The sequence below is a fragment of the Spirochaetota bacterium genome (assembly GCA_035477215.1).
Classification (GTDB): domain Bacteria; phylum Spirochaetota; class UBA4802; order UBA4802; family UBA5368; genus MVZN01.
Genome location: DATIKU010000055.1, coordinates 18,616 through 45,376, shown reverse-complemented (window position 1 = coordinate 45,376; position 26,761 = coordinate 18,616). Strand labels below are relative to the sequence as shown.

Genomic DNA, 26,761 nt, shown 5'->3' with positions numbered 1-26,761 from the left:
TCACTGCCTGCCTTTTTCAACCGGCGTGAGAAGCCCGGCATAACTGCCCCGCATGGTCTGCTGCGCTATCCGCTTCGCGAGGGCGTCGATAACGCGATCGAGCGCCGCCGCCTCGGGGACAACCGGCGGCTCGATGTCCGAAAACTCCTCGAACGCCTGGATCTCCCGCTCGAAAAAGATCTCCCTGTTTTTATTGCGGTCGAACAGGCGCACCGACGCCGTAATCCGCATCCGCTTGCTTACGGCCCGGCCCATCTCGCTGTAACGCAGCGGCCGCGTCTCGTGGCCCGTCACGACACCCTCGAGCGCAAGGTCGGCCTGGTCCTCGTCGGCCACAACGGCCAGCCTGCCGTCGGCCGCAAGTAATTCCCGCACCCGGATGCCAAGCCTGGTTCGGAGCGTCCGGTCGCCCGGGGCGCCCCGAAAGTCGTACACGAGTATCCGGTTCGCTTCCCTCGGGATCACGGGTTCGCCGGTCATGCTTTTCACCACCTTCCCCACGGAAACGCCGACGCTGTCGCCCGCGGAAGCGCACGCGCACACGGACAGCAGCGCTAAAAGGGTGAGACCTGCCTCCCACCCGTTAATTTTTCCGGAACCGCGTCCGGTTTTCGTTAAAGTCCGCATCGGTTCTTGACGATAGTAACCACAGATCATTTAACACTCAACGGTCTTCCCGCTCGCCGTACAGGCATAACCGAGAAGACTTTACGTGGCAAACGGGATATCCACTATCCCGTCTTTTTTTTATTCGACAATCCGGATAATCTCCTTCACCGCATACACCGATTCTATATACCGCCTGGCCGGACGGTCCCAGTTATATATCGACGACATCGCGTTTTTCCCTGCGCGATACAGCGTGGCATCGTCGCCTGAACGGACAAACTGATGGGCCCGTTCCATGGCATCGTAAAAAGCGGTCGCATTGAAGTCGGTAAAAAGGAAGCCATTGCCCTCGAGGACGCCGTCTTTCGAGCGCACCGGAAACACCGTATCGCGAAGCCCTCCCGTCGCGCGCGCCACCACCAGACATCCCGCCGCGAGTGCCTCAAGCTGCGATATCCCCCCTGGCTCGCTCATCGACGGCATGCAGAAGATGTCCGAGGAAAAAAGAGGCACAGCGATGTCCTGAAAGCCGAAGGACACGCTGACATTGCCGGGATAATACCCGGCAAGCAGATACATCCCGTGGGCGATCTCCTCGCCGCGGCGGTCCCCGGACGAAACGGACCCGCCGAGAACCGCCTGGTAGCCCAGGTGGGCGAAGAGCCCCTCCGACGCGTCCAGTACCAGCTGAAATCCTTTCTGCTCGGTTATGCGGTGTATCATGCAGAAGAGCACCGCGTCCGGATCGACCGCGAGACCCCGCTCGAGTTGCAGCATCATCTTGTTCCGCGCGCGGACGGCCGCGAAGCGCCGCGAATCTCCGGTGATTTTCTCCACGGCATCCATGCCGACCGTCATTTCGGGCCAGCGGGCCAAGACATTTTTCATGAGGGTGGCGTCTCCGTGCAGGGCCTCGATGAGTCGCGGATACTGTTTATTAACGAAACCGGAATCCCTGAAGGCGTCCGACAGCCTCCGGGCGAAGTCCCTGCCGACGGCATTGCTGATCCCGATGACATTGGAGAGGAGATGTTCCAGGCCGTCGCAGGCGTACTCAATCTGGCGGGCGTAGCTCGGGCTTACCGTAATCACCCTGTCGGCAAACCTGATTCCCGAAGCCATGCAGTTGAGGCGGTCGCTATACACCGGATCGACGAAATCGACCGCCTTCCATGGCGGCAGGTTTAAGAGCTGGAACAGGTCGAATCCCCGCTCATGGCGGTGGTAGGCGTCGAAATACTGCCAGCCGCCGTTGTGGACGATGTGCAGAAAGGTCGTGCGCGAGAAATTGGGGTTCGAAGCGTAAACGTGGTCGCTCCGAACGATGCCGTTGAAAAGGCCCGTATACGCGTCGTTGGTAAAGGTAAAAAGAGGCCGAAGGCCGAAGGTGACGATGACCTCGGCGCTCGCGCGCGCGAAGGCGATACGGCGACGGAGCTTTTCCTCGGATGTTATGCCCCAGTAGAGGCCGTCGAAAAACTCGTGGTGGTCCAGCAGAAAAAACGTTACGCCGTCGACCACGCCGCGGTATACGCCCACCTCGTATTCGGCATTCATTATCTTGAGACGCACGTTCTTTCCGGTATAGCGCACGTCGTACCGCTCCACGGCCGAACGCATCCTGGCCCCGGCCATTTCGTCCCCGCCGCGCCAGAGGCCCGTGATGACGTACACGGTCTCGCCGAGCGCGACGAGCTCCCTTGGAAGCTCGTACACCACGTTGGCCAGTCCCCCGCTCTTCGAGAAGGGGTCGGCCTCGGCCGACATGAACACCATGGAATCGCCGCGGTTGTGGGACTCCAGGGCCTCGCCGAGCGAACGGATGCGGCCGTCGGCCGTTGACTGCATTTTTTTGAAAAAGGAGACCGATCGTCGCGCCTCGAGCGCTCCGGTGCGGACGGAATGAAATAGCGCCCTTTTGAGTCCCAGTTCGAGATGGTGGCGATTGTTGTCCCAGAACATTGGAATTAAATGGGCGGAGACATACTCGGAGAAGGTGTCGAAGGATGCGCAGTTGGCGGCAATCTCGCGGAAGGCGAAATTGGATTCGAAGTGAGCGATGTTTGAAATCAGGCACATTCGCAAAAACGAATCCCGCAGGAAATCACGGTAGAGACCGTCTATGTCCGTCACTTCCTCGAGCTTGAGGAGCTTTACCCTGTCTGTGAACGAAACCACCGTGTCGATGCGCGAGGTCTTGAGTTCGCGCCCGGTGTAAAAGGCGTAATGGCGGGTTATCGGCGAATATACCGGGTCAACCACGCGGTAGAGCGTTTCATCCTCCAGGGGAAGAGCCGGATTATCGAACTGGATCGAGGCCGCCTGGCTGGAGTCCGCGAAGTTGAAGGCGCCTATCCAGATACCGCTATCGGTGAACTTGACCGAGGCGGCGACGTTCGTGTTGTTCGCCCATACCAGGTAGCCTCTGCCCTTTTCCCTGCGGTGAAACTCGTACCACTCGCTGTAAAATCGCTCAACGCTCCGGTGGGCCGCATACTCGAAACTGTTCCAGTTGACGAAAATGTTGTCCAGGTAAACCTTCCATCCCTCGCCCTCGGCGCTCCCCTCGTAGTCCATGATGATATTGTTCATGAACGTGGTCACACCGACCGCCGCTCGCAGCCCCCTGTGACCGAAGGTGTTAAGCGCCCTCCGTTCGTCGTGGTTTCCCAGTATGCCGAGGAGCTCCGTGCCCTTCGGCATCACCGACGGGAAATAATTATCATAGATGTGATAGATCTCGCGGACATCGGCGGTCCCGTGGATGATGTTTTCGCAGATTTTGAAAAGCGCGGAGTTGTAGGGAATGATACCCACGCGCGTCAGGAACCGTTCGTGTCCCCAGTAGCATTCAGCTATGTTGATGAAGAAGTCCCGGCCAAGTTCGCGCAGTTTCCGCTCGACCGCCAGCATGAGATAGTAGTGCAGGGGAATTGCGATGACGTCGCGGCAGGCCGAATCATAATAACCCGTGGTGACGAAGTGGCCGTCCTCACGTTCGTTGACGATGATGCCGCCCTCCAGGCCCTCCTCGGCGGTGCGCGGGACACCGTAGACCGAGGGATAGTTGTTCTTTTTCATCATGATCGGGACGGCATGCGCCGAATCGAAGCGAATGCCGTCGATGTCGAACCGCTCGATGAGCGTGGTGATCGAACGCGCCAGCCACTCCCACACCTCTATCTTTCGATAGTTGAAAAGCTTGCCGTCGTTCCAGCTGCCGTACCTTCCGTCGGTAGAGGCGCGCTCAACCAGACGACCCTCTCCGTCATAACACCGCACCACGCAGTCCTCGGGAACCTCGGTGCTGCGCCTGTTGAGATGCGGAACGATATCGACGATCACCCGGACGCCCGCGCGGTGAGCTGCGTCGACCAGCTCGCGGAACTCATCCTCCCCGCCAAGCGACGGCTCTATTTCGATCAGACTCATCGGTGAAAAAGGCGAGGGCGATGACGCCTCGGGGGCCCAGTCCTCGCGGTTGGAGCCCCGTTTCTGCACGCCGAGGAGATAGAGCGCGGTGATAGAGTAGCGTTTTTTAAGGTCGTCCAGGTGCATGGTTATGTCGGAAAAACGCCCCAGCCTGACGACCTCCCCGTGCTCGTTGTACACCAGCCCGGGATGCCCCGAGCCGTCCATCCAGTATATCCGTGTATGGCCGTGGATGTCCGTGAATATTTCGAGGATTATCTCGCCCCGCACGTCGGGAATGATGTTGATCCTTCCGCTGGTGTCCGAATGGTGAACCCATTCGCTCTTCTTCTTTTTTCGAAAAACCACATAGTCGAAGTGGCCGTATTCCCCGAACACATGCGACGCCGTGAACCGGCCCGACATGGCGTCGTACCCGAGGTCGATATCGAGCATGTCGATGTCGCGCCGCATGGTGAACTGACCCGACCGGCCCTGGCGGTACAGGCGGACGAAATAGCGCGCGCCCCGGAAGGGCAGGTCGAACTCGAAGCGGTGAAGCGATCCCACCGGCATCGTGGTGAAAACCGTCGCCAGCGGCGCGTCGAACTCCTTGGGCGAGAATATCCTTTCCAGGAGGATGTTCGCCCTGTCGCGCACCTCGTGCACATCGTGCCCCGAGGCGGCGACGAGCAGGCGCACCGCCCCGCGAAGCGAGGCCTCGTCGCCGGCCTGCTTGTAGGAACGAGCCAGGCGCTCGATCGACGAGAGGCCCCTCAGGTTCGCGTCGGCGTCGAAATTCATCTCGCTGCCGGCCACCCGCGCGTCAAGCTGCTTCAGAAGGCGCCGCCTGTCCGCGGGGCTGAAGGGGCGCACCGTTTTTTTCGGCGCGACCTCCCGAAACTCCAGGGCGGCGATCGTCGAAACGCGGATAACCTCGTCGACCAGCGAGTTGAGGGAGCGGGAATACTCCACCGGAAAAACTTCGACGTGCGCATAGCCGGTCTCTATCGCTCTCGCTTCGATTGCAAGGAGCCTTACGAACGCATCGAAATAAACGCGCTCGCCTCGCTTCGTCTCGTACGAGAGCGTATCGAAGATATTCATCCCGAGGTAAAGAGAGGGGATCTCCTCCCATACCGGGCCCTGGCCGACGTGGGAGATCACTGTGGTCTCATTGGAAACATGCAGCAGCGTCGGCACGCCGGGGCGCTCGCGGACAATGACAAAGCGCCGTCCGGCGAGCGAGGAGAGACCCTCTTCCGCCAGTGCCATGTGGACGAACATGACGGCCGAGACCAGACGCGAGGACAGTCGCGTGTCGCTCAAGAACCGGTTTTTAATTGTCTGGTCATCGCCCGACGCGACGTCGAAGACCGCGTTTTTCATCGCGATCATGTCTTCGCGGTAGAGGGCGGCCGGGCCCCCCTCTCTGATTCGGGCGACGAGGGCCGGATCGGCGGTGAAAAAAAAGCAGCGGTTTTCGGCGAACGCGGCGCCGATCTCCTCCTTTACCCTGTCGTCCGAGACAAGGCGTTCGTCCTGCAGCCTGAACCGGCTGAGGCTGCTCTGCGCCGATGTTGGTGTTGTTTCGATTATGTCCATGCCCGCCCTCCCCAATGGCTATCATATCGAGACGACAAGTCAAATTAAAAACCGGCCATGCTGGCGAACCGACCGGAGATAGCGAAAAAAACTGTATGCTCGACAAAAAGTCCTTTAAAAAATAAAACGGATAGCGGACCATCTCGTCACCGCACCAGATAGAGAGAGAAGGCGTGTTCTGTAATGATAAAGATGCTCCAAGACAGCATCCGTCGGTTTGATTTCGGCCGGCTCCCGCGGGAGTACCGCGAGGTCTTTCCAAAAGACGCAACATTCACAAACATCAACCGGGAAAAGATTTTCGCCGGGATGATGATCGTCATCAACCTGCCGCTTTTATACGTCGACTATTACAACTGGGAAACCGCGTACTGGAGCTCGATGCCGGGCTACCGATACCTCTGCTATCTTCACATCATCGCCATCGCCGCCATGTTGCTTTTTCTGCTTGCCACGCGGTTGCACAAGATCAACAGCCCGGCCGATGTCTCTTCATACCACCATGTGCTCGCGGCCGCCTTCGCGATGTTTATTCTTGCCTGGAGCGCCGCCGTCTCCGTGGCCGATCAGCTCATCCACAGGGACATCACCGCGTTCATCGTAGGAATTTTTGCGGTCGCCTCCGCCTATCTCATGAGAGCCCGGCTCGCCCTGGTGATCTTCCTGGCGCCGTGCATCCTCCTTTTGTGCGCGCTCGACTACCTGCAGACCGACCCGCACCGCTTAAAGGGATACTTCATCAATATAGGATCGATCGCCGTGATCGCGTGGGTGCTCTCGCGCATATTTTACATTCAATACATCAGGGACTTCATCAACCGCAAGATAATCGACAACCAGAAGGAGATCCTCGCCCGCCAGTCCAAAGAGGACTTCCTCACCGGCCTCTTCAACCGGCGCTACCTCGAGATCCTCCTGTCGCAGGAGTTCGCCCGCGCCAGCCGCTACAAGCTGAAGCTCAGCGTTGCCATGGCCGACATTGACCATTTTAAGATCATCAACGACACCTTTTCGCATCAGGTGGGCGACGAGGTGCTCCGGGTAATCGCGAAGCTCTTCAATCAGAGCATACGCTCTTTCGACATAATCGCCCGCTACGGCGGCGAAGAATTTGTTCTGATCCTTCCCGAAACCGACATCGCCGAGGCAGTCATGGTCTGCGAGCGCATCCGCAAGACCGTGGAAGACCACGACTGGTCTTCAATCGCCCAGGGGCTGTCGGTTACCATCAGCTTCGGCGTCACCGACGACATGAGCCGGAAGAACTACGAAAAGATCTTGTACCTCGCCGACGTACGGCTCTACGAAGCAAAAAACGGCGGGCGAAACCAGGTACGGTTTTAACGGATGGGCGAGGGCTCACCCGAAATCATTTCCTATGTTCCAGGCGCTACGGACGGCGTCTCCTTTTCCCCGGAGGAGATCGAAACGCTCGAACGCATCAACCGGCGTATCGCCTCCGGAGAGACGCTCGCCTCCGTCATCGATTTTCTTTTCGATGAAACGCGGCGCATCATGCCCTGCGACCGCATCGGCATCGGTTTTATCGAGGAGTCGGGAAGCCGCCTTTCTCTCTACTACGTCCGGGCGGCGTACGAACCGCTGTATCTGGACCACGGCTACGCCGCCGACATCCGGGGAAGCTCGCTTGCACCGATATTCGAGTCTGGACGGCCGCGCTTGATTAACGACCTCGCGCGCTACTTCGCCGAACACCCCGACAGCGAATCGACCCGGCTCCTCCTGAAAGAAGGCGTGCGCTCCAGCATGACCTGCCCGCTCGAGGTGGACGGCAGGCGCGTGGGTCTTCTCTTCAGAAGTTCTCGCGAGCCGAACGCTTACGGCAAGCGCGAGGCCGCGCTGCACATGGCCGTCGCCGAGCGACTGTCCCAGGCCGCGGAGAAGGCCTATCGCATCGAGGAGCTTTCCGCGGCCATGAGCGCCTATATGGAGATGCTGGGCTTTGTGACGCACGAACTCAAGAGCCCGCTTTCCTCCATCATCCAGCTCGGCCGTTCGCTTGCCGACGGCTACTTCGGCGCGATGGAGCCGAAACACCGCGAGATGCTCGAGCGCATTTTACGAAAGGCCGAATATCTCATCAGCCTCTCGAACGAATACCTGAACCTCTCACGCTTCGAGAGCGGCAGCGCACGCGTCGACAGAAAGCGCGGAGACATTATCGCCGACGCGCTCGAGCCCGCACTTGAAATCGTCGCGCCACAGATCCAGGCCAATGCGGTCACGCTGGAAAGGAATTACGAAACGACGCCCCTTTTCGCGGAGTTCGATACCGAGCTCATCAAAATCGTCGCGGTCAATCTGATCGGCAACGCCGTAAAGTACGGCAACGTGAAGGGACGCGTTCGGATAAACGCGGCGACGACCGCAAACGCGGTCCGTGTTTCGGTGTGGAATGAGGGCCCCGGCTTTCTGGAAAGCGATAAGAAGAATTTATTCAAGAAATTTTCCCGTCTTCAGACGCCCGAGCTCAGGGGACGGAAGGGCTCCGGAATAGGCCTCTATCTATCGTGGAAAGCCATCCAGGCCCACGGCGGGAAGATACGGGCCGAGTCCGAGCACGGCAGGTGGGCCGAGTTTATCTTCGAGATTCCGATCGTCGGGGAACCGTCGGCATAAGACGTACCACAAGGGGTACGCTCCGTGACAGAGCAAGGGGTTGTAATCCCTTGTTCTCCAGCCCCTTGTCCGCGAAACCGCCCCGTCATATTTTACTTGTCAAAACACAGCGTCCGTATCCGCATGGGGGTATGAATGCCACGGGAATACTGGGCCACCAACGGCAGATCGAGCTTCTCGAACGCATGATGGAGCGCAATCGCCTGCCGCAGACCATGCTTTTTGCGGGCACGGACGGCATCGGCAAGCGCCTCCTCGCGCGGCGATTGCTCGCTTCGCTTTTTTGCACCGCGATCCATAAACCCTGCCTCGCCTGCCCCGCCTGCTCGGCGATCGAACGGGGCACTCACCCTGATTTTATCGGGCTGGGCCCCAACGAGCGCGGCATCATTCCGATCGGCGACGAGGAGAAACGCGAAGAGGGGACCGTGCGCCGGCTAATCGAGCGCCTTTCCCGCCGCTCCGTAAGCGGACTCACCGCCGTCCTCGTGGACAGCGTCGACCGCATACTCGAGGAAGGGCAGAACGCCCTGCTTAAAACGATAGAGGAGCCGCCTCCCTCGGCGCGCATCATACTGACCGCCTCGAACAGCTCCCGCATACTGCCCACAATCCTGTCGCGGTGCCTGGTCATGAAATTCCACGCGCCGCACGAGGAGGCGGTGTGCGCCTTTCTCGCCGAACGGGGCGTCGATGCGGCCGCTTCACGACTGATCGCACCTTTCACGGGCGGATCATTCGCCCTCGCCGTAACGCTCGCCGACGACTCCAGGCGCGGGGAGGTGACCGCATTATGCGGCGAGGTAGCGCGCTACATCAGGGACGGCGACGCCTTCGACCCGCAGATCGAAAAGGCCGTAAAGGCCGCTGGAGCCGACATGGTGCTCGACGCGCTCGTCAATTTCTTCCGATGGAACCTCGTTTTGCTCGAGTCCGGTGCAGCCCCCCCCGCGGAATTCGACGGCCTCGCGCTCTCCGATGCCGGGAGGCTTTTCGGCCTGGTTAAAATACTACTTGCATTGAAAAAAGGCCAGTCCCATAATCTGAATCTTAGAATCGGACTAAAGGGGATGCTATACTCACTGTATCCCGGAGACGACCATGCCTCCGGGCCCGGGATCTCCACATAAGAACAAGGATGCGCATCATGGAACATACCGGCGTGAAACTTCGCAACAGCTTTCAGATATATTACGTTAACACCAACGGGCTTTTCGTCAAACGTAATGCGCTGTGCATCGTCGAGACCGAACACGGGGTCGACATGGGCCGTGTTTTCAAGTGCCCCACGCACCTGAGGCGAAAAACCTCCGAGGTAAAGGGAAGACTTTTGAGAAAGGTCACCCTCGAAGACCTGGGCGCGCTTCCCGAGATCGAGACCATCGAGAAAAAGGCCTTCGCCGTCTGCAGGGAAAAGGCGAAGGGAAAGAAGCTCGACATGAAGCTGGTGTCGGTCAAATGCCTCTTCGACCGCACCAAGATCATCTTCTACTTCGTGGCCGAAAACCGCATCGACTTCAGGGAGTTGGTGCGCGACCTCGCCACCGTATTCCGCACTCGGATCGAGATGCGCCAGATAGGGGTGCGCGATGAGGCGCGGATCATGGGCGGCTTCGGTCCCTGCGGCAAGGAACTCTGCTGCGTCAACCTCAAGGAAGAGTTTGACCCGGTCTCGATCAAGATGGCCAAGGAGCAGAACCTCAACCTGAATTCGCTCAAGATATCGGGAATGTGCGGCAGGCTGCTCTGCTGCCTCGGTTATGAGTACAACGTCTACAAGGAGATGAACGAGCTCATGCCGAGGCACGGCGCCACCATTAAAATAGGCCCCAAGGACTACACCGTGGAGTTCGCCGATCCGCTAAAGGAGACGGTGCGACTGCGCTGCGCCGATCACGTTGTGACGGTTAAACGGGAGGACATCCAGGCTACGGGTAACCGCTACCACATCACCCAGGAGGTGATGGAGCGCATCACCGCGGTGCTCGACGAAGTTCTCGAGAAAGAACCGGTTTAAGAGGATTCGATGGACAAGCGATTCTACGTTACGACCCCCATCTACTATGTCAATGCCGAACCGCACATGGGCCACGCCTACACCACCATCCTCGCCGACTTTCTCAAACGGCACTATACACTGATGGGATACGAGTCCTACTTCCTTACCGGCACCGACGAGCACGGCGACAAGATCGTCAAGGCCGCCGCCGAGGCCGGAGCACAACCGAAGGAATACTCCGACCGCATCAGCTCGCTTTTCCGCGACACCTGGCAAAAGATGGACCTCGGCTTCGACGACTTCATCCGCACCACCGAGGAGCGGCACCGGAAAGTGGTTCAGGCCGTTCTGCAAAAGGTGTACGATGCCGGCGACATCTATTTCGCCAGCTATGGCGGCCACTACTGCTACGGCTGCGAGCGCTTCTTCACCGGGAAGGACATGGTCGACGGCAGATGTCCGGACCACAACAAGCCGCTTGAATACATCGAGGAGAGCAATTATTTTTTCAAGATGAGCAAATACCAGGGATGGCTTGTCGATTATATCAAATCGCATCCCGATTTCATCCGTCCCGAGCGCTATCGTAATGAGGTGCTCGCAATGCTCGAAGGGGAGGCGCTCGAGGACCTCTGTATCTCCCGACCGAAAACGCGGCTTCAGTGGGGGATAACCCTCCCGTTCGACGACAAGTTCGTTACCTATGTCTGGTTCGACGCGCTCATCAATTATATCAGCGCGATCGGCTTTCCCGACGACGCGAAGTTCAGGCGCTACTGGCCCGTCGCGCACCACCTCATCGCCAAGGACATCGTCAAGCCCCACGGCATCTTCTGGCCCACCATGCTGAAGGCCGCGGGCATCGAGCCGTTCCTCCACCTGAACGTTCACGGCTACTGGAACATGGAGGATGCCAAGATGTCCAAGAGCCTCGGCAATGTCGTTCGCCCGCTCGAGCTCATCGACCGTTTCGGCAACGACCAGATCCGCTACTTTTTCCTGCGCGAGATGAACTTCGGCTCCGACGCGCGCTTCAGCGAGGAGGCCATCGTCAACCGTATCAACTACGATCTTGCCAACGATCTGGGGAACCTCGTCAAGCGCTCGTTCGACATGGTCCGGAAATTCTTCAACGGCAACATTCCCGCTCTCGATACGGCCCGAAGCGCCGGACGCGAGGCGCTCCTTACGAAATTCAACGAGGCCGTCGCCGCCTATACTGCGCATGTCGACTCCTTCCAGTTCAGCGTGGCGATCGAAAAGCTCTGGGAGTTCATCCGCTGTCTCAACAGGTATATCGACGAACACAAGCCCTGGCAGCTCGCGAAGGAAAACAAAACGGCGGAACTTTCTTCGACGATGCGCAACCTTCTCGAATCTATCGCGGGCGTCGCCGTGGTACTTTCGCCCGTGCTCAACCGCACGGCGCCGGTGATACTTACGGCGCTCGGCCTTCCGGGCAACACCGGTCTGGACCGCATATCCTCGCTCGATGCGCTCGCGACCGGAACGCCTCTCGGGGAGATGGGCGTGCTCTACCCGCGCATCGAAAAGGAAAAGCCGAATGCCGGACAGCCCTCTCCGAAGCCCTCCGCCGAAGCGGCCTCCGGCGACGGGCTGATCGACATAAGCGAGTTCGCGAAGGTGGACATCCGCGTAGCCCAAATCATCGAGGCCTCGGTTGTCGAGGGATCGGATAAACTCCTGGAGCTGCGCGTGGATTCAGGGGCCGATACGCGTACCATCATCGCCGGACTGGCGCTGCATTACAAACCGGAATATCTTGTGGGAAAAAAGATTCTACTCGTCGCCAACCTCAAGCCGGCCAGTCTTTTCAAGCGAACCTCGCACGGAATGCTTCTTGCCGCCAGAAAGGACAAAAAAGACCGGCCCGTCCTGGTCGAGGTGAGCGGCGACATCCCCGTCGGGGCGAAGCTGTCGTGAAAATCGGCATCATCTCCGACACCCACAACGACGTCGCCATGGTCGAAAAGGCCGTCACCGTTTTCAAGGCCCGCGGAGTCGACCTCGTGGTACACGCGGGTGACCTCACCTCGCCCAAAATAATGGAGCTCTTCAAGGATGTTCCCTGCCGGTTCGTGCTTGGCAACTGCGACCTCGACGCCGAGGCCATCAACGACAAGGCGCGCAATCTGGGCTTTGGCTGCGTGAATGACTGCTGCGACTTCACCGCGGGCGACAAACGCATACTGCTCTGTCACGGAAACGACATCCCCTCCTTCCGTAAAGCGGTGTCCTCGGGCGCCTACGATTACATAATCAAGGGGCATACCCATATATTCGAGAACTACGTTTCGAATAAAACGCGCGTCATCAATCCCGGTTCGATTTACCGCGAGGACGAGCGGACGGTGTCGGTGCTGGACACGGAAACAGACAGGGTTGAAAAGATAAAGATAGAGGTCGACTGACGGGCACAGTGCTGCGTTTTAGGAGCGCCCTTTGCGCAAAATTTCGATGATCCGTTCGAAATCGTCCAGGGAATAGTAGCTTATTTCGATACGCCCCTTTCCGCCCGAATGACGTATCTCGACCTTGGTGCCGAGAAAGGAAACGAGCATCTCTTCCATCTTCCGAATATGGGCGGTGTCCCTCGATCCGGACTTTTTCGCGGCGCCCCCTTTCCCGGCCATTCCATCCTCGTCTTTCCCGGACTCCACCATCTTCTCGAGCATTCGCACCGAACAGCCCTTGTCGAGGATCTCGTTGAAGAGAGCGTTCTGCCGTTCCGGAGGAAGCGCCAGGAGCACCTTCGCGTGGCCCACGCTTATTCTTCCCTCGGAGACCGCGCGCTGTATCTGCTCGGGCAGGTAGAGAAGGCGCATGAGGTTGGCGACGGTGGCGCGGTCCTTGCCCACGCGCTGGGCGACGTCCTGCTGTTTGAGGCGGAAGCGGGTGATGAGCAGGCGGTAGGCCTTCGCCTCCTCAATCGGGTCGAGGTCCGTGCGCTGGATGTTCTCGATGAGCGCGAGCGTGAGGTTTTCCTCCTCGTTCGCGCGGATTACGATGCTTTTAATCTTCTGCAGGCCGGCGAGCTTCGACGCGCGCAGACGCCGCTCGCCGGCCACGATGTAGTAGCTCTCCCCGTCGCGCCGCACGACGATGGGCTGTATCAGCCCCACGTTCCTGATCGATTCGGCGAGGCCTTCGAGCTCCCCTTCGTTAAAATGGGTCCTGGGCTGGTCCGGGTTGGGCCGGATGGCGCCGAGCTCGAGCTCCACTATCCGGTCCTTTGCCTCGGTTATCGCAAATTCCATCGAATCTACGGGCGTCGGCGAGCTCGAAATGATCGCGCCCAGTCCCTTGCCCAGCACCTTCTTAGGCATTATTCAACACCTCTTCCGCCAGAGCCTCGTAGCGTTCGCTGCCGATGCAATGCCGGTCGTACATGCCTATGGGCTTCCCGAACGATGGGGCCTCGGAGAGTCGGACGTTCCGCGGCACGATGCTCTTGAACACCTTATCCTTGAAAAACTCGCGCACGTCGGATACCACCTGCTGCGAGAGGTTGGTGCGCGAATCGTACATGGTGAGCACCACGCCCTCTATTTTCAGATTTCGGTTCAGGCTTTCCTGCACCATCGATATGATCCGTAAAAGCTGGCTGAGCCCCTCGAGCGCGTAATACTCGCACTGGAGCGGGATCATCACCGAATCGGCGGCGATGAGGCTGTTGAGCGTGAGGACGCCGAGGGACGGCGGACAATCGATGAAGATGAAATCGAAATCGTCTTTGATAGGCGCGACAGCTTTTTTTAATACATACTCCCGGCCCTCGAGTTCGAGCAGGTCCATCTGCGCGCCGGACAGATGGATATTGGAAGGGATGATGAACAGGTTCTCGATGCCCGTCTTGTAGATCGCCTGCTGAATTCCCACCTCGCCGATCAGCACCTCGTAGAGGGTGTTGTCCGCCTCCTCCACGTTTATCCCGAGCCCGTAGCCGGCGTTCGCCTGGGGGTCGATGTCGATGATGAGCACGCGCCTGCCCTTTTCGGCCAGGAAGGCTGAAAGGTTGATGGTGGTGGTTGTTTTACCGACGCCTCCCTTCTGATTGGAAATCGATATAATTCTTCCCATGCGGTTTTCTTCCTTAACCTGCCGTTTCATCCGTAGGGCCGGCCGGGACGGTCTCCCGGAGTGGGAGCTTCCCGCCGAAAAAGTACGGCCTCACCTGAGTTGATTTCATCGCGAACGGCTGAACAGGTATAAAAAACCGCGTGGAAAATGAATGCAACTCTTTTATCGCGCCCGCCCCGAATATTTTCGCGGGTTCATGAATCGATTGATAAACACGAGGGCGGTGATCACCGAAAGGAACAAAAAGACAAGGACCACCCTCCAGAAATAGGGGATCAGGCGCGGGCCGTGTTTGACCGAGATGGCGAACGGGATGTGCCGGCCGTTCCCCGCGGGATAGACCCGCAGGCCGTACGGGCCTTCCCCGGCCGCCCGGACATCGAGCGAGAACACCTTATCCCATGTTTGCCGCGAAGCGATAATCTCGTCGCCCGAATAGACATCCGCCTGGAAGAACCCCGCATCGCTTCCAAAATAAATCGTATTACGGCCCTTCCGGAGCGGGACCGCATAGCGCCGGGAAGTCTCCCCGGGTAGAAGCATATCGACCAGCGTAATGCCCGAAGTCTGGTCCCATCTTCCCGCGCTTGCTTCAAGCGCCGTCAGAAGGCGCCTGAAGGCGACCCGGATTATGAGAAAGCGCATTATCGGGTTTCCAATCTCCCCCGCGTAATAACCGGTATAGTAGGCCTCGCCGCGGTTGCGCTTCAGGCGCGCGATAACCGGCCCCTCCTTCTCCCCCCTGGGGGTCTGGAACCTGCCGCCGGCAAGCACGTCCGCATCGCCGATGGATTTCACCGCCACCCACCCGGAGAAAGGCATATGTGCCGAAAACCGCGGCATGGATACAAAGCCCAATAGATCGTCCTCGAGGCGCAGGTCGATCGTACCCGCGCTCCCGATATAGGGGAAGCCGTAAAAGAAACTGAAATCCTCATAGGCGCCGTGCAGGATGTCCCACGAATAACCCGAAAAATACGCGCTCCCTCCGCCGTCGATAAAGGCGCGCAGTTTACGGGCAAGCTCCTTCCGGTCAAGTTCGTAATGTCCTTCTCTGAGGGTGACCCCCTGGATACTGGTGCCGCGCGAAAGGATGTTTATACTTGTTTCCGGCGGCGGTTCCATGCCCGAAGGGAAAAATAACGCGTCGTAACGAATGTAAAGGTCCGGATCATTCAGGTCCGCATACTTTATGACGGTGTAGGGTATGCGGCAGGCCTGAAGCCATTTTTCGACACTGTCGTACCTGCTCGCGACCACCGCCACTTTGACAGGCCCGGCCGCCACCGCGGGGAGGGCGAGCAGAACCACCACCGCGAAGACCCGGAGACTCCTCACGAGCCCTTCCCTGCAAGCTCTCGGATCTCCTCCATCAACTCCTTGCGCCTCGAAAGATCTGCCCGGATATTCTCGTTCTGACACTCGTAGGCAAGCTGGTATGAAAAGGCGGCAATGTGCTCTATTACGCCGCCGGGAGAATCGGCGACCAGATAACGCCCGGAGAGCGTCTTTGAAAGGGCCCGCGCGTTTTCGAAGCCGCTTATGCGACAGTCATGAAAAGGCAGCGGAGCGACGGCGTCGTCGCCCGCCGCCAGGGTTTCCCGCTCGAGCGGCGAACGGAGCGAATCCATTTCGGCCGCGGCCCCCGCGGCCGCCCACCGCCGATGCATGTCGTAAACGGCCTGCATTCTGACGCCCATCTCGAAAAACAGGCGCCCGATGGCGCTTACGAAGCGCTCGACGTGCTGCATCGACGGAATCTTCCCCTGGAATATCCGCCGCACCTCCTCTCTCCCCAGCACGAGCGTCGGATTGTTCGTCTTAAAAAAATGCATCTCACTGAGCACCTGCGAAAGTCCCGAAAGCTCGGCGGCGAAAACCCCCAAAGCGAACACGGCCCCTTCGAGGGAGTTCCTGGTCCGGTCTTCAAATCTGATAACAGAACCATCGATGACGGGAACAAAACAGTTATTGAAGTAGTTCACGCATCCGTCGAGAAAAGAGATAAAATCCTCATCGTGGATATTCTCGAAATCACGCTGGCGGCGATCCACCATTCTCCACTGCTCCTCGAAGGCCCGAAGCAGCAGGTCGCGGCCGTCTATTTTCAAATTTAGCAGGTCATACAACACCTCATAAGGCACAAGCCGCTGCCTCAGCGAGTCTATATGACGGCGCTTCCTCGACTCCGGGTCCTTCCCCGCCTTTTTCACCGCGTCGAGGCTGTAGTCCCACTCGATCGCGCTCACTACCGGCGGACGGACGCCGTAATAGGCGTCGAGATCGCGATAATCGATTTCGCGGCGAAACACGAGCGCCTCCATCAGCGCCAGAAGCAGCTGCGGGTACGACTGCAGTCCGTATCTCTGCCTCAGCTGCTGGGAAAGGGCAGAGTCGGAGCGCGCGGCGCCCGGCAAAAACGACCTCAAGAGCATCATGTATTCGTAAATCTGCTTTTCCCTTTCCAGATTGCGTTTTTCCTTCTCGCGGCGCGCGGCATCGGACTCGTTCGTAGCGGTCTCCTCCTTGCGGAGATCGTCGGTCATCCGCAGCCTGTTCTCAAGCTGAAGGATTATCATCTCGCGCGTCTCGGCCGGGAGTTTGAGAAATGAAAAGAAGGGCACGACGAAATCCTTCAGCTCGTCCTCGAAGGCGCCCCGGTCCATCCATTTTATCGAATCGTACGAATATTGCACCAGCGGTGTTGCGATCATCCAGTCCCTGAATCGCCGCAGGTAATTGAAGACGATCGGCTCGTCGACCGCCGGATCATCGAGCATGGACTGCATGAGCGTTGGCAGTCGTGACAGGATGGTCTCCTGCGCCGCTATAACGCTCCCCAATACCGTCAGCAGGCGCCTGGAAGGGATCAACCTCTTTCGTATACCTATCCCCAGCTTGTTCGGCGCGTGGATCAGATACCGTTTCCTGAACAGCTTGAGGCTTTTATACTTTCCGAAGAGCGCGTTGACGAAGGCACCCCCGGGCTCCAGCGCCACGACCCTTCGCCTCTCGGCGGCATCCTCCACGGTCTGCGTTCTTTTGAGGGGCCTGCGGGGTTTGAGCTCCACCCTCTCCGCGCGCTGTTTCGGCGGGGCCTTGTCGGGACAGGTTTGTATGAGCGAGATGATGGTGTTGTAGCGTTCCCAGGACGCGATTTCAGTGTTATTGAGGAGCGAACGCACGATGTCCATCTTCGCGGGAGGGATGTCCTTGTCGAGGAGCATGGCCTTGGCCCTGCGCTCCAGCTTTTTTATTTCGTCGCTTTTCTGAGCCATGTATGCGGCCGTCCTTGTGCCACTCGCGGAATACGGCGTAAACGCTACGACAGAGCATGGTGTGATTTCTACGCGCGCCGGGAGGATATGTCAAGTGCGATATGGCGGGAGGGAAACGCGGGCGCATTGAACGCGCCCGCGGGGAAAACGCTCTAATACAGCTTCAGCACATAGTTCAGGGTGAGCATTATATAGTGATTTCTGGATGTCAGCCGGTATCCCGACTCGGGTTTGTAGGTCGTATTGTATATGTACTGCGGTGAGAGCGACAGCGTCGGGTTGAACTTCACGTTGAAGCCCGCGTGGAGGCGGTTTTCGGAAAAGCCGTTCCGCTCGTAGAAAGGCTCGCCGATCCGACCGAGGTCCTTTGTTCCGCCGTCTTCTTTGACTCCCACGAATACCTCATTGCCGAGCAGGAGTGAAAACATCGGAGTAAGCGCATATTCGAGCATGATCATCTCCCTGATCAACAGCGAATATCCCTTTTTCTGGTTCTCGGTTACATAGATGTTGTTATCAGCATACACCTTGTTGTGAAAAATCGTTCTGCTGGTGACCTTCAGCGCATCAACACTGAATTCGAAAATCGGGACGACCTCTATGTTATGTGAATAGAACCGATCCTCGCCCGCCACTTTCGGTTTTCCGTCATTTCCATCTACCGGGAAACCCATATAGTAATACCACAGCGGCAGTTTAAAGGTGAAGCTCTCGAACTTGTGGATATAGATGGGACCTGCGAAAAATTCCCACAAAAACGTCTCCTTCGCGCTCGATTTCGAGTCCGCCCCGCGATAAAACTCGAAACGGTGGCCCGGCATTACCATGAACGCCCAGTTGGGGGAAAGAAGCATGGTGACGTTTACGTATTCCCAGGTCCTTCCGGTATAGGGCGCCTTCGCGTCCGCGCCGGCCGGGATGAGCGCGAACAGCATGAGCGCGGCAAGCAGTACGATACAGGTTCTTCTACACATAGATGTCTCCTCACGGAAAAAATAAAATGGAAGCCCGAGCATTCTTCATCCGTGGATGTATGTCAACATTATTTTACTTAATTTAAGGAAGATTTGACCCCGGCGCGCCGGCGGAGAGGTCAGGAGCCGATAAAGCGTATGATCTCCTCGGCGACATAGTCCTTTTCGTAATCGACGGTGACGGCGTGGTTGCTGATATCGAGGAAGACCTTTTCCTTGCGCGACGATCCCAGCCGGTCGTGCAAGCGGTTGATTGAATCCGGAGGAATATACTCGTCGCCAAGCGACTGGATGATGAGCGCGTCGGCGGACACGGAAGGCAGCGCGCGCATGGCCTTCCGGATCAGGCGATGCAGGTGCCAGGCCTGGCGGACCGGGATACCCTCGTTATAACACAGGTGATACGAGCGCGCCTCGGCGCTGTTGAGACCTTTTTTATCGTCCTTTTTCCAGATAACTTTTTTAAAGGGCGCCAGAAGCGGAGCAAGGTACACGGCGCGCCCCGGTAAAGCGGCCGGAGTCGACAAGAGCACCAGCCGGTTAATGGAAAACTCGCGTGCCAGTAAAATGCCGAGAATCCCGCCCATCGACAGCCCGATACAGGCGATGTCCGTGCAGTACGACCGTAGCTCGATCAGGGCCTCGCGCGCGGCGATCAGCCAGTCGCGCCCGGTGGTGCGCACCATCTCCGCGAGTTCCGTTCCATGGCCGGGAAGGCGCGGGATCATCACGGTGAATCCCTCGTCGGCGAGCCTGGCCCCGAGATACTTCATCTCGTGGGGAGTGCCGGTGAAGCCGTGAAGCAGCAGTACGCCACGCCCGGTCCGGCCCATCCGCAACACCGGTTCCGCGCCCTTCATGAGAGACGGGCATGCCGGACCGGAAACGGCGGTTGTTTTGTTCATTTCCTTCCGGGCCATCGCCTCACGCCTCATTCCACCGCCTGCGCCGTCAGACGAGCACGACCGCGCCGCCGGTCCGCTTCTCGATCGTTCCGATTATCACGGGCTTTTCACCTACGTCGCGTAACATTCTGATCAGGCCGTCAGCATCGGTTTTACCGGCCATCATCATCAGGCCTATCCCCATGTTAAAGGTCGTGAACATTTCCCGTTCCTCGACCTGGCCCTCCCGCCGAATCAGCTCGAATACGGGAGGCGGTGTAAAACTCGACCTGTTTATTATCGCGGCGAATCCATCCGGCAGGATGCGCGGGATGTTTTCGTAAAAACCGCCCCCGGTGATGTGCACCATCCCCACGATCTTCGCGCCACGTTCGAGACAGTCGAGTATGGGGCGGCAGTAGATGCGCGTGGGTTCGAGCAGGGCCTCTCCAAGTGGAGCGTCGAGGTCGGCCAATCTGGAATCGGGGGTGTATTTTTTTACCTCGAAGAGGAGCTTTCTCACCATGGAGAAGCCGTTGGAATGAACGCCCGAGGAGGGAAGCCCGATAATAACATCGCCGGGCCGAATTTTCTTTCCATCGATGATCTTCGGCCGATCGACGACTCCGACGGCAAATCCCGCGATGTCGTAATCATCGGGCTGCATAACCCCGGGATGCTCCGCCGTCTCGCCGCCGATCAGGCTGCAACCGGCGATACGGCAGCCCTCGGCTATCCCGCCGACGACCTGCACCATAATGTCCTCGTTGAGCCTGCCGCAGGCGATATAGTCCAGAAAGAAAAGCGGCGCGGCGCCCGAGACTAAAAGATCGTTAACGCACATCGCCACCGCATCTATACCGATCGTGTCGTGTTTATTCATCCACTGGGCGAGCTTGAGCTTGGTACCCACGCCGTCGGTTCCGGAAACCAGCACCGGCTCACTCATTCCGGGGAAGGAGCCGCTGTACAGCGCGCCGAATCCGCCGATATCGGTGATGACGCGGTCGCTGAAGGTCGCCTTCACCAGCGGCGCTATTCTGCTTACGAAGCGGTTGCCCCCGTCGACGTCGACGCCCGCGTCCCTGTAGGTAAATCCCATCATGTCCTCTGTCATAGAATGCCGTTGTGCCGACGGCGGTGTATATAATGATTGCTTTAATCGAAAAGTATCCGCATCATGTAATTGAGTAAACACTTTTTTTCATCCGTCGGGTCAAATGTCACTCTCAACAAAAGAAATCGAGCTTTTGATAAAGAAACTCCGCGACAGATACCGGGAATACGGCGAAAAACACAGCCGGGCCTGGTTCAACCTCGAGGCCTTCAACCAGCGCCATGCGATGGCCGTCGACAAGGGTATGAACATGGAGGCCTTCGCCCTCGCCGAAATCACCAACTTCGAAAAGACGCGCGAAAAATACGAAAAAAAGAAAAACGAAAAGCCCTTCTCGAAGATGGTCGACGACATCATGGAGCAAAACGCCGAACGCGTGCGCAAATACCCGGCCGTTTATTTTCATCCAAACGCCGACCTCGAGATAGTCCACCTCTACGGGGCATTGCAGAATTTCGCGCTGCATCGTTTGCCCATCCTCCGGGTACTGCTGGATGAAGCGAGTCATATCGACGGCCTCAACCGTCTCGAGGATGCTCTCGCCGTTCTCGCGATTCCCACCGGCAGAAAACACTCCCGGCGGATTCTCGACCATATAATGGTGCTCGCGCGCACAAACATGAACGGCGGCCTGGAGGCCGAAAAGGATAAAAACAATTACCTCAAGGAATCGGCCTTTCTTCTGCACGACATCATCGATTTCTGTGATGAGCTGCTGACGCGGCGCCGTCAGGAATGGGAGACGCCGATCCGCTTCGACAGGCTCCGCATAGAAGGGCGTAATAAACGGAAACTGGCGACGGATTTTTCGAATCTGACCGGCTATGGGGCGGTTTTCGAGGTTAAAAACACCGCGGAGACCATTATCGAGGACTTTCGCCTTTCGGCCTTTCGGAGAAAGCAGCCTAATTCTTTTTAATGCAGATCATCGTAATATCGTCCTCCTGCACACCGTATCCGCTGAACTCATTAACCGAACTGGCGATTGTTCGCACGATATCCCGCGAGGACAGGGAAGCGCTCTCGAGAAAGACCTGCGCCAGCCGGTCCTCTCCGAAAAGTTCCTTCCCGTCCGCGGAAAAGGTTTCGGAAACGCCGTCGGTATAGAGAAGCAGCGCGTCGCCGCTTTTCATTGCGAAAGCGGTGTCCTTGAAATCGCCCTTCTCGAAAAAGCCCACCAGCGGCCCCGTTTTATTGAGCAGTGTACACGACGCCTCACCAGGTCGGCATAATAGCGCCGGAGGATGGCCGCCCGAGGAGAACAGCACTTCGCCCGTCCGCACATTGAGCTGGCAGACGATCACGGTGCCGAAATAGTACAATGCCGCTATATCGCGCAACACCATTTCGTTTACCGCCCCGATTATAAAACCCGGCGAGAACTTCCGGAGCGAGAAGGTCCTGAAAAGTGAACGTATTTCGTTACCGATATACGATGACGCCACTCCATGACCGGAGACATCGCACAGTACAAACTGATAGACCTCGTCGTCGAGAAAAAACCCGTCGAAAAAGTCGCCCGATATGTCCTCCGCCGGCAGAAAGATCGACGCCACGTCGTACCCCCCGATCTTCTTGAAATCTGGCAGAAACGAGACCTGTATGGTCCGCACCTTGGCGATTTCCGAACGGTAAAGCTCGTACCGGCGTCCGAGCTCCTTCTGCGCGATCAGGCGCTCGAGCATGATGCTCATAAAATCCGTACACAGTGTTATCATATTCCGCTCTTCCGCGTCTAACGGGATATCCCGCTGCAGCACGAGGAAGCCGGACACGGAATGGTTGCATGCAATCGGCGCGATACAGCAGTAAAGGTCCCTGTCCCCGGAGCGGATCTTGATCGAGGTTATATTAAGATCTTTCTCGTCGAAAAGCTTCATCTTTTTGCGTATCTTTTCGAAGCCGAGAAACGCCCGGTCTTTTTCGAATTCCTTTCGGAGCAGGACCGCAGGCGCGCCCTCCTGAATGAGTACGACCTCGATATACCCGGTATCGACAATCTCATTGAATGATTCAAATTCGCGTATCAGGTTGCCGATGTCACCGACGTTGATGTTGGACTGAATGAGTCTGTTCAGACGGTAAAGACGCTTTGAAAACTCAAGCTGATAATTGAACGCCGTATAGAGCTTGCTCTGGTAGGTGATGATCTTTTTGCAGTTCTGTACCTTCGACTTGACCTCGAAGGGAACGAAAGGTTTTCGGATATAGTCGTTGGCGCCGGCAGCGTACCCCTGCTCGATATACTGTTTCTGGTGGGAGGCGGTCAGCATCAGGATAAAGAGCTTTTCGAACTGGCCGTTTTTCCTGAGTTCCCTGCAGATTTCCAAGCCGTCTCCATCCGGCAAAACCAGGTCGAGCAGGAGCACGTCCGGGTTGAACCCCACCACGACCTCGTTAAATTCGGCGCATGTGGCAACCGCGCGAAATTCGTGCTCTTCCGCCAGGAGGTCCGCGAGCACCCTGCGCACCAGCCCGTCGTCGTCGAGCGCGAGCACCTTCAGCCTGCCCGTTCCGCCGACGGATTCAGCGAACGCCATTTCCCGCCATCGCTTTACGGCTCATTCCCCGCCGCCACTTCCATTGATATCGATGCCTCCATGCACTCCGCAGGCGCGGGAAACTCCATTCCCGGGCCCCGTGAAACCGCCATTGTTTCCGCAGAGACCGCGACGATTCGCCGTATTGCCGCAAGCCGCCGGTTTATTTTGAGGTGCGCCCTGAAAATTTCAATAAGAATTTTTCGCATTCATCTTCACACATTTATTTCTTGACTTAAGCCGGTTTCAGTGCTGAGCATTTCCGGGGATGGGTTTATTACGGCTTGAATCCCCACCGCGGCCGACTCGAGCGTAACTCTCCGTAAAAGTTCGGAAGGTAGTCTGATGAAACGCATCATCGAATTCTTTATCGATAATTCGCTGTTCGTAAACGTGCTGGCCGCCGGCATATTCATCGCAGGTCTCATGTACATGTTCAGCGCCAACCGCGAGGCCTTCCCGAAGATAGATTTCGACTACCTGGTAATCAGCACCATTTATCCCGGCGCCACGGCGGAAGACGTAGAGAAACACGTCACCATTCCGGTCGAGGACCAGCTCCGGGAGATTGACGGCATCGAGGAACTCCATTCAAACTCCCTCGAGGCCCGTTCCGTTGTGGTGGTCAAGCTCGACCCTGATCTTGCCCACAAGGACAAGACGATCAACGACATTAAAAACGCGCTCGACCGCACGCAAGACCTTCCCGAAGACGCGAAGGATCCGCTTGTCACCGAGCTCACCACTGCGCAGCAGCCGGTGCTCGATATCGCGATAATCAAAAAGGACGACATCAAAAACGACGTCGATGAATTCGAGATCAGAAAGTTCGCCAAAATACTTGAGGACCGGATTCTCGAAATAAGCGGCACCGCCCGAGTCGACCGTATGGGATACCGCGACCGTGAGATGATCGTGGAAGTGGATCCCCGCCTGCTCGACGAGTATCACGTCGCCATGAACGACATCGTAATGGCGCTCGCAAGGAAAAACCTGAATTTCCCCGGCGGCCTGGTGTGGGAGCACAACGAGGAGATCCTCGTGCGTACCATCGGAGAGGTCTCCAGCGTCCACGATATTTCGAACATTCTGATCCGCGCCAACGACATGGGCAACTGGGTGCGCGTGGGCGACGTCGCGATGGTGCGCGACTCGTTCGAAGAGGCGAAGATAATCAACAAATCCGTCGGCCGCCGCTCGGTCACCCTTACCATCTTAAAAAAGGAGTCCGCGGATATCATCACGCTCGTCGATGCCATAAACCGCGAGGTTGATCGCTTTAAAAAGATCCTTCCGAAAGAGTACGAGCTTATCATCAATAACGACCTATCGTATTTCGTCAAGCGCCGCCTTGATGTCCTCGTCAGCAACGGCATCCAGGGCTTCGCCCTGGTTATCATCTCGCTCATCCTATCATATGGATGGAGAATCTCGATATTCACGGCGCTTGCCATCCCCTTTTCGATGCTACTCACCTTCATCTGGATGGCGTACGCGGGCGTCAGCATCAATCTCATGTCCATGTTCGGGCTCATCATGGCGCTCGGCATGCTCGTGGACAACAACATCGTGGTGTCGGACAACATCTACCGCCACCTCGAGGAGGGCTCGAGCCTCCGCGACGCGGTGTCAAAGGGCGCTTCCGAGGTGATGATGCCGATCGCCGCCACCATTCTCACCACCATCGCGTCCTTCGCGCCGCTCATGTTCATGACCGGTACTATTGGCAAATTCGTTTGGATCCTTCCGGCGGTTGTCTCCCTCGCGCTGGTCGCCTCATGGATCGAGTCCATATTTTTCCTTCCGCCCCAGATCCACGACATGCAGAAGCGACGCAAGTCGGTCGTCTCGCTCGCCGAGGAGGAGGGCGGGGCGTTGTTCCGGCGACTTCGGAGCGGTTACTTATCCCTGCTCAGGAAGGTCATCGCCCGGCGGTATCTTTTCGTCGGTATCATCACCGTGTTTTTCATCCTCACTATCATCTTCGCCGCCTTCAAAGTCAAATTCATCCTTTTCCCCGCGGGAGGAATCGAGCGTTTCACGGTAAAGGCCGAGGCCCCGACCGGCACACGTGTCGAGGAAATGAGCGAGAAGCTCGCTTCGATCGAGAAGATAATAGCCCAGCTGCCGAAAGAGGAACTCGAGAGCTTCACCTCCCGGGCCGGAATAATACAGGAGGACCCCAACGATCCCTTCACCAAACGCGGATCGAAGTACGGAATCATCATCGTCTACCTGACCCCGGAAGAGAACCGCAAGCGTCAGGCCGACGCCATCATCGACTGGGTGCGCGAAAAAAGCAGCGACCTGAAGGGCTTTAATAAGCTCGAGTTCAAATATGTCCGCAACGGCCCGCCCACGGGGATGCCGGTTTCGGTGACGATCAAAGGTAACGAATTCGACATACTGAAAAAAATCGCGGACGAATACAGCGCCTATCTGGCGACGATAAAGGGGCTTAAAGACATTAAAGACAACTTTGAAGAGGGAAAGGAGGAGATACGAATCCATATAAACGACAAGACCGCGGCACTTGCCGGCGTAAGCGTCTTCGATATCGCCTCCACGGTGCGTTCATGCTATGAAGGCACGATCGCGACCAAAATAAAAAAGACGGACGAAGAAATCGACATCAGGGTAATTTTCCCAAAACCACTGCGGAACGACCCGGCGAGCATAGGAAGAATCAAGATCGCCAACCGCATGGGCAATCTCATCCCGCTGCAGTCAATTGCACGACTGGAGCGGAGCAGGGGCGTGTCGTTCATTACGCGCAAGGACTGGAGGCGCACCATCACCGTTACCGCGGATATTGACGAAAAGGCCAAGGACGTCACCTCGGTGAGTGTTAACAGGCTGCTCATAAAGCACTTCGCCGATATCGAGGAGCGCTTCCAGGGCTACACGATCGACTACGCGGGGGAATTCAAGGACACCCAGGAGTCGTTCGCCAACCTGAACCGCTCGTTCCTGATTGCGGCCCTCGCCATCTACATAATTCTCGTCGCGATCTTCAAATCGCTGGTCCACCCGGTTACCATCATGGGGATCATCCCGCTGTCTTTTCTCGCGGTGGTCTGGGTGTTCTTTTCCCATGGCCTGCCATTTTCATTCCTCGCAATGATGGGGATAGTGGGCCTCGCCGGCGTGGTCGTCAACAACTCCATCGTCTATCTCGACTTCATCAATTTCGCCCGCACGGGCGGGAGGTCCCACTTTGACGCCTCCATCGAGGCCGGGGCAAAGCGCTTGCGCCCGATTCTGCTCAGTTCGCTTACCACCGTTCTGGGCCTGCTCCCGACCGCGTACGGGATCGGCGGCAATGACCCGTTCCTCAAGCCCATGGCCCTCGCCATGGCATGGGGACTGGCCTTCGGCACGCTCATAACGCTTTTCGCGACACCCGTGCTTTATAACATCTTCGAGGACATCAGGGGGCTTTTTTTCGGTAAAATCGAGGGCGGTCCGCCACAGGCGACCATCCCGGTATTCGAGATCGAAAGCAACGCACCCTCCGCCACAGGCGCACAACCCGCGCCGCGGCGGGGCAGGAAACGATAAAGGCCGGGAAGTTCCTCCTTCCCGGTTCAGGGTCCACATCGT

At 57.6% G+C, this 26,761-nt stretch carries 18 protein-coding genes; 8 read left to right on the top strand and 10 right to left on the bottom strand.

Annotation, left to right across the window (positions count from 1 at the left end; genetic code table 11):
• Nucleotides 1-480 carry an LPS assembly lipoprotein LptE gene (lptE, locus tag VLM75_14020; protein HSV98033.1) on the bottom strand — a complete coding sequence of 160 codons (480 nt, stop codon included), beginning with the start codon at nucleotides 478-480 and terminating at the stop codon, nucleotides 1-3.
• A gap of 267 nt (nucleotides 481-747) precedes the next feature.
• A complete protein-coding gene (locus tag VLM75_14015) occupies nucleotides 748-5,625 on the bottom strand; it encodes a glycogen/starch synthase (protein HSV98032.1) in 4,878 nt (1,625 codons plus the stop codon).
• Nucleotides 5,626-5,808: 183 nt separating this feature from the next.
• Between VLM75_14015 and VLM75_14010 the strand changes: the two genes are divergently transcribed.
• The 6 genes from VLM75_14010 to VLM75_13985 all read left to right on the top strand — a co-directional run bounded on the left by VLM75_14010 (nucleotide 5,809) and on the right by VLM75_13985 (nucleotide 12,696).
• Nucleotides 5,809-6,969 carry a GGDEF domain-containing protein gene (locus VLM75_14010; protein ID HSV98031.1) on the top strand — a complete coding sequence of 387 codons (1,161 nt, stop codon included), beginning with the start codon at nucleotides 5,809-5,811 and terminating at the stop codon, nucleotides 6,967-6,969.
• 3 nt (nucleotides 6,970-6,972) lie between these two features.
• The gene (locus VLM75_14005) at nucleotides 6,973-8,265 is read left to right on the top strand and encodes a GAF domain-containing sensor histidine kinase (GenBank protein ID HSV98030.1); all 1,293 of its coding nucleotides are present in this window, start codon (nucleotides 6,973-6,975) and stop codon (nucleotides 8,263-8,265) included.
• Between the two features lie 131 nt (nucleotides 8,266-8,396).
• Nucleotides 8,397-9,395 carry an AAA family ATPase gene (locus VLM75_14000; protein ID HSV98029.1) on the top strand — a complete coding sequence of 333 codons (999 nt, stop codon included), beginning with the start codon at nucleotides 8,397-8,399 and terminating at the stop codon, nucleotides 9,393-9,395.
• A 17-nt stretch (nucleotides 9,396-9,412) separates the two neighbouring features.
• Complete coding sequence (gene ricT / locus VLM75_13995; protein ID HSV98028.1) at nucleotides 9,413-10,282, top strand: regulatory iron-sulfur-containing complex subunit RicT; 870 nt, start codon at nucleotides 9,413-9,415, stop codon at nucleotides 10,280-10,282.
• A gap of 9 nt (nucleotides 10,283-10,291) precedes the next feature.
• A complete protein-coding gene (gene metG / locus VLM75_13990) occupies nucleotides 10,292-12,208 on the top strand; it encodes a methionine--tRNA ligase (protein HSV98027.1) in 1,917 nt (638 codons plus the stop codon).
• On the top strand, nucleotides 12,205-12,696 hold the full coding sequence (locus VLM75_13985; protein HSV98026.1) for a YfcE family phosphodiesterase: 492 nt from the start codon (nucleotides 12,205-12,207) through the stop codon (nucleotides 12,694-12,696). Before metG ends, VLM75_13985 begins: the two co-directional genes overlap by 4 nt.
• Nucleotides 12,697-12,714: 18 nt before the next feature.
• Here VLM75_13985 and VLM75_13980 read toward each other — a convergent pair whose 3' ends face one another.
• The 7 genes from VLM75_13980 to purM form a co-directional block, all read right to left on the bottom strand.
• The gene (locus tag VLM75_13980) at nucleotides 12,715-13,611 is read right to left on the bottom strand and encodes a ParB/RepB/Spo0J family partition protein (GenBank protein HSV98025.1); all 897 of its coding nucleotides are present in this window, start codon (nucleotides 13,609-13,611) and stop codon (nucleotides 12,715-12,717) included.
• On the bottom strand, nucleotides 13,604-14,365 hold the full coding sequence (locus VLM75_13975) for an AAA family ATPase (protein ID HSV98024.1): 762 nt from the start codon (nucleotides 14,363-14,365) through the stop codon (nucleotides 13,604-13,606). Before VLM75_13975 ends, VLM75_13980 begins: the two co-directional genes overlap by 8 nt.
• 162 nt (nucleotides 14,366-14,527) lie before the next feature.
• Nucleotides 14,528-15,703 carry a hypothetical protein gene (locus VLM75_13970; protein ID HSV98023.1) on the bottom strand — a complete coding sequence of 392 codons (1,176 nt, stop codon included), beginning with the start codon at nucleotides 15,701-15,703 and terminating at the stop codon, nucleotides 14,528-14,530.
• Nucleotides 15,700-17,643, bottom strand: a complete 1,944-nt coding sequence (locus VLM75_13965; protein HSV98022.1) for a hypothetical protein — start codon at nucleotides 17,641-17,643, stop codon at nucleotides 15,700-15,702. The genes VLM75_13970 and VLM75_13965 overlap by 4 nt, the downstream gene beginning before the upstream one ends.
• Before the next feature lie 152 nt (nucleotides 17,644-17,795).
• Nucleotides 17,796-18,617: a DUF2490 domain-containing protein gene (locus VLM75_13960; protein ID HSV98021.1), complete on the bottom strand. Its 822-nt coding sequence runs from the start codon at nucleotides 18,615-18,617 to the stop codon at nucleotides 17,796-17,798.
• A 119-nt stretch (nucleotides 18,618-18,736) separates the two neighbouring features.
• Nucleotides 18,737-19,522 carry an alpha/beta fold hydrolase gene (locus VLM75_13955; GenBank protein HSV98020.1) on the bottom strand — a complete coding sequence of 262 codons (786 nt, stop codon included), beginning with the start codon at nucleotides 19,520-19,522 and terminating at the stop codon, nucleotides 18,737-18,739.
• Nucleotides 19,523-19,568: 46 nt separating this feature from the next.
• Nucleotides 19,569-20,603, bottom strand: a complete 1,035-nt coding sequence (purM, locus tag VLM75_13950) for a phosphoribosylformylglycinamidine cyclo-ligase (GenBank protein HSV98019.1) — start codon at nucleotides 20,601-20,603, stop codon at nucleotides 19,569-19,571.
• 118 nt (nucleotides 20,604-20,721) lie between these two features.
• Here purM and VLM75_13945 point away from each other — a divergent pair, with 118 nt between their 5' ends.
• Nucleotides 20,722-21,537, top strand: a complete 816-nt coding sequence (locus tag VLM75_13945) for a hypothetical protein (GenBank protein ID HSV98018.1) — start codon at nucleotides 20,722-20,724, stop codon at nucleotides 21,535-21,537.
• Here the strand turns inward: VLM75_13945 and VLM75_13940 are convergent.
• On the bottom strand, nucleotides 21,524-23,158 hold the full coding sequence (locus tag VLM75_13940; GenBank protein ID HSV98017.1) for a SpoIIE family protein phosphatase: 1,635 nt from the start codon (nucleotides 23,156-23,158) through the stop codon (nucleotides 21,524-21,526). The genes VLM75_13945 and VLM75_13940 overlap by 14 nt on opposite strands.
• A gap of 345 nt (nucleotides 23,159-23,503) precedes the next feature.
• Here VLM75_13940 and VLM75_13935 point away from each other — a divergent pair, with 345 nt between their 5' ends.
• The gene (locus VLM75_13935) at nucleotides 23,504-26,719 is read left to right on the top strand and encodes an efflux RND transporter permease subunit (protein ID HSV98016.1); all 3,216 of its coding nucleotides are present in this window, start codon (nucleotides 23,504-23,506) and stop codon (nucleotides 26,717-26,719) included.
• Nucleotides 26,720-26,761 lie beyond the last annotated feature (42 nt).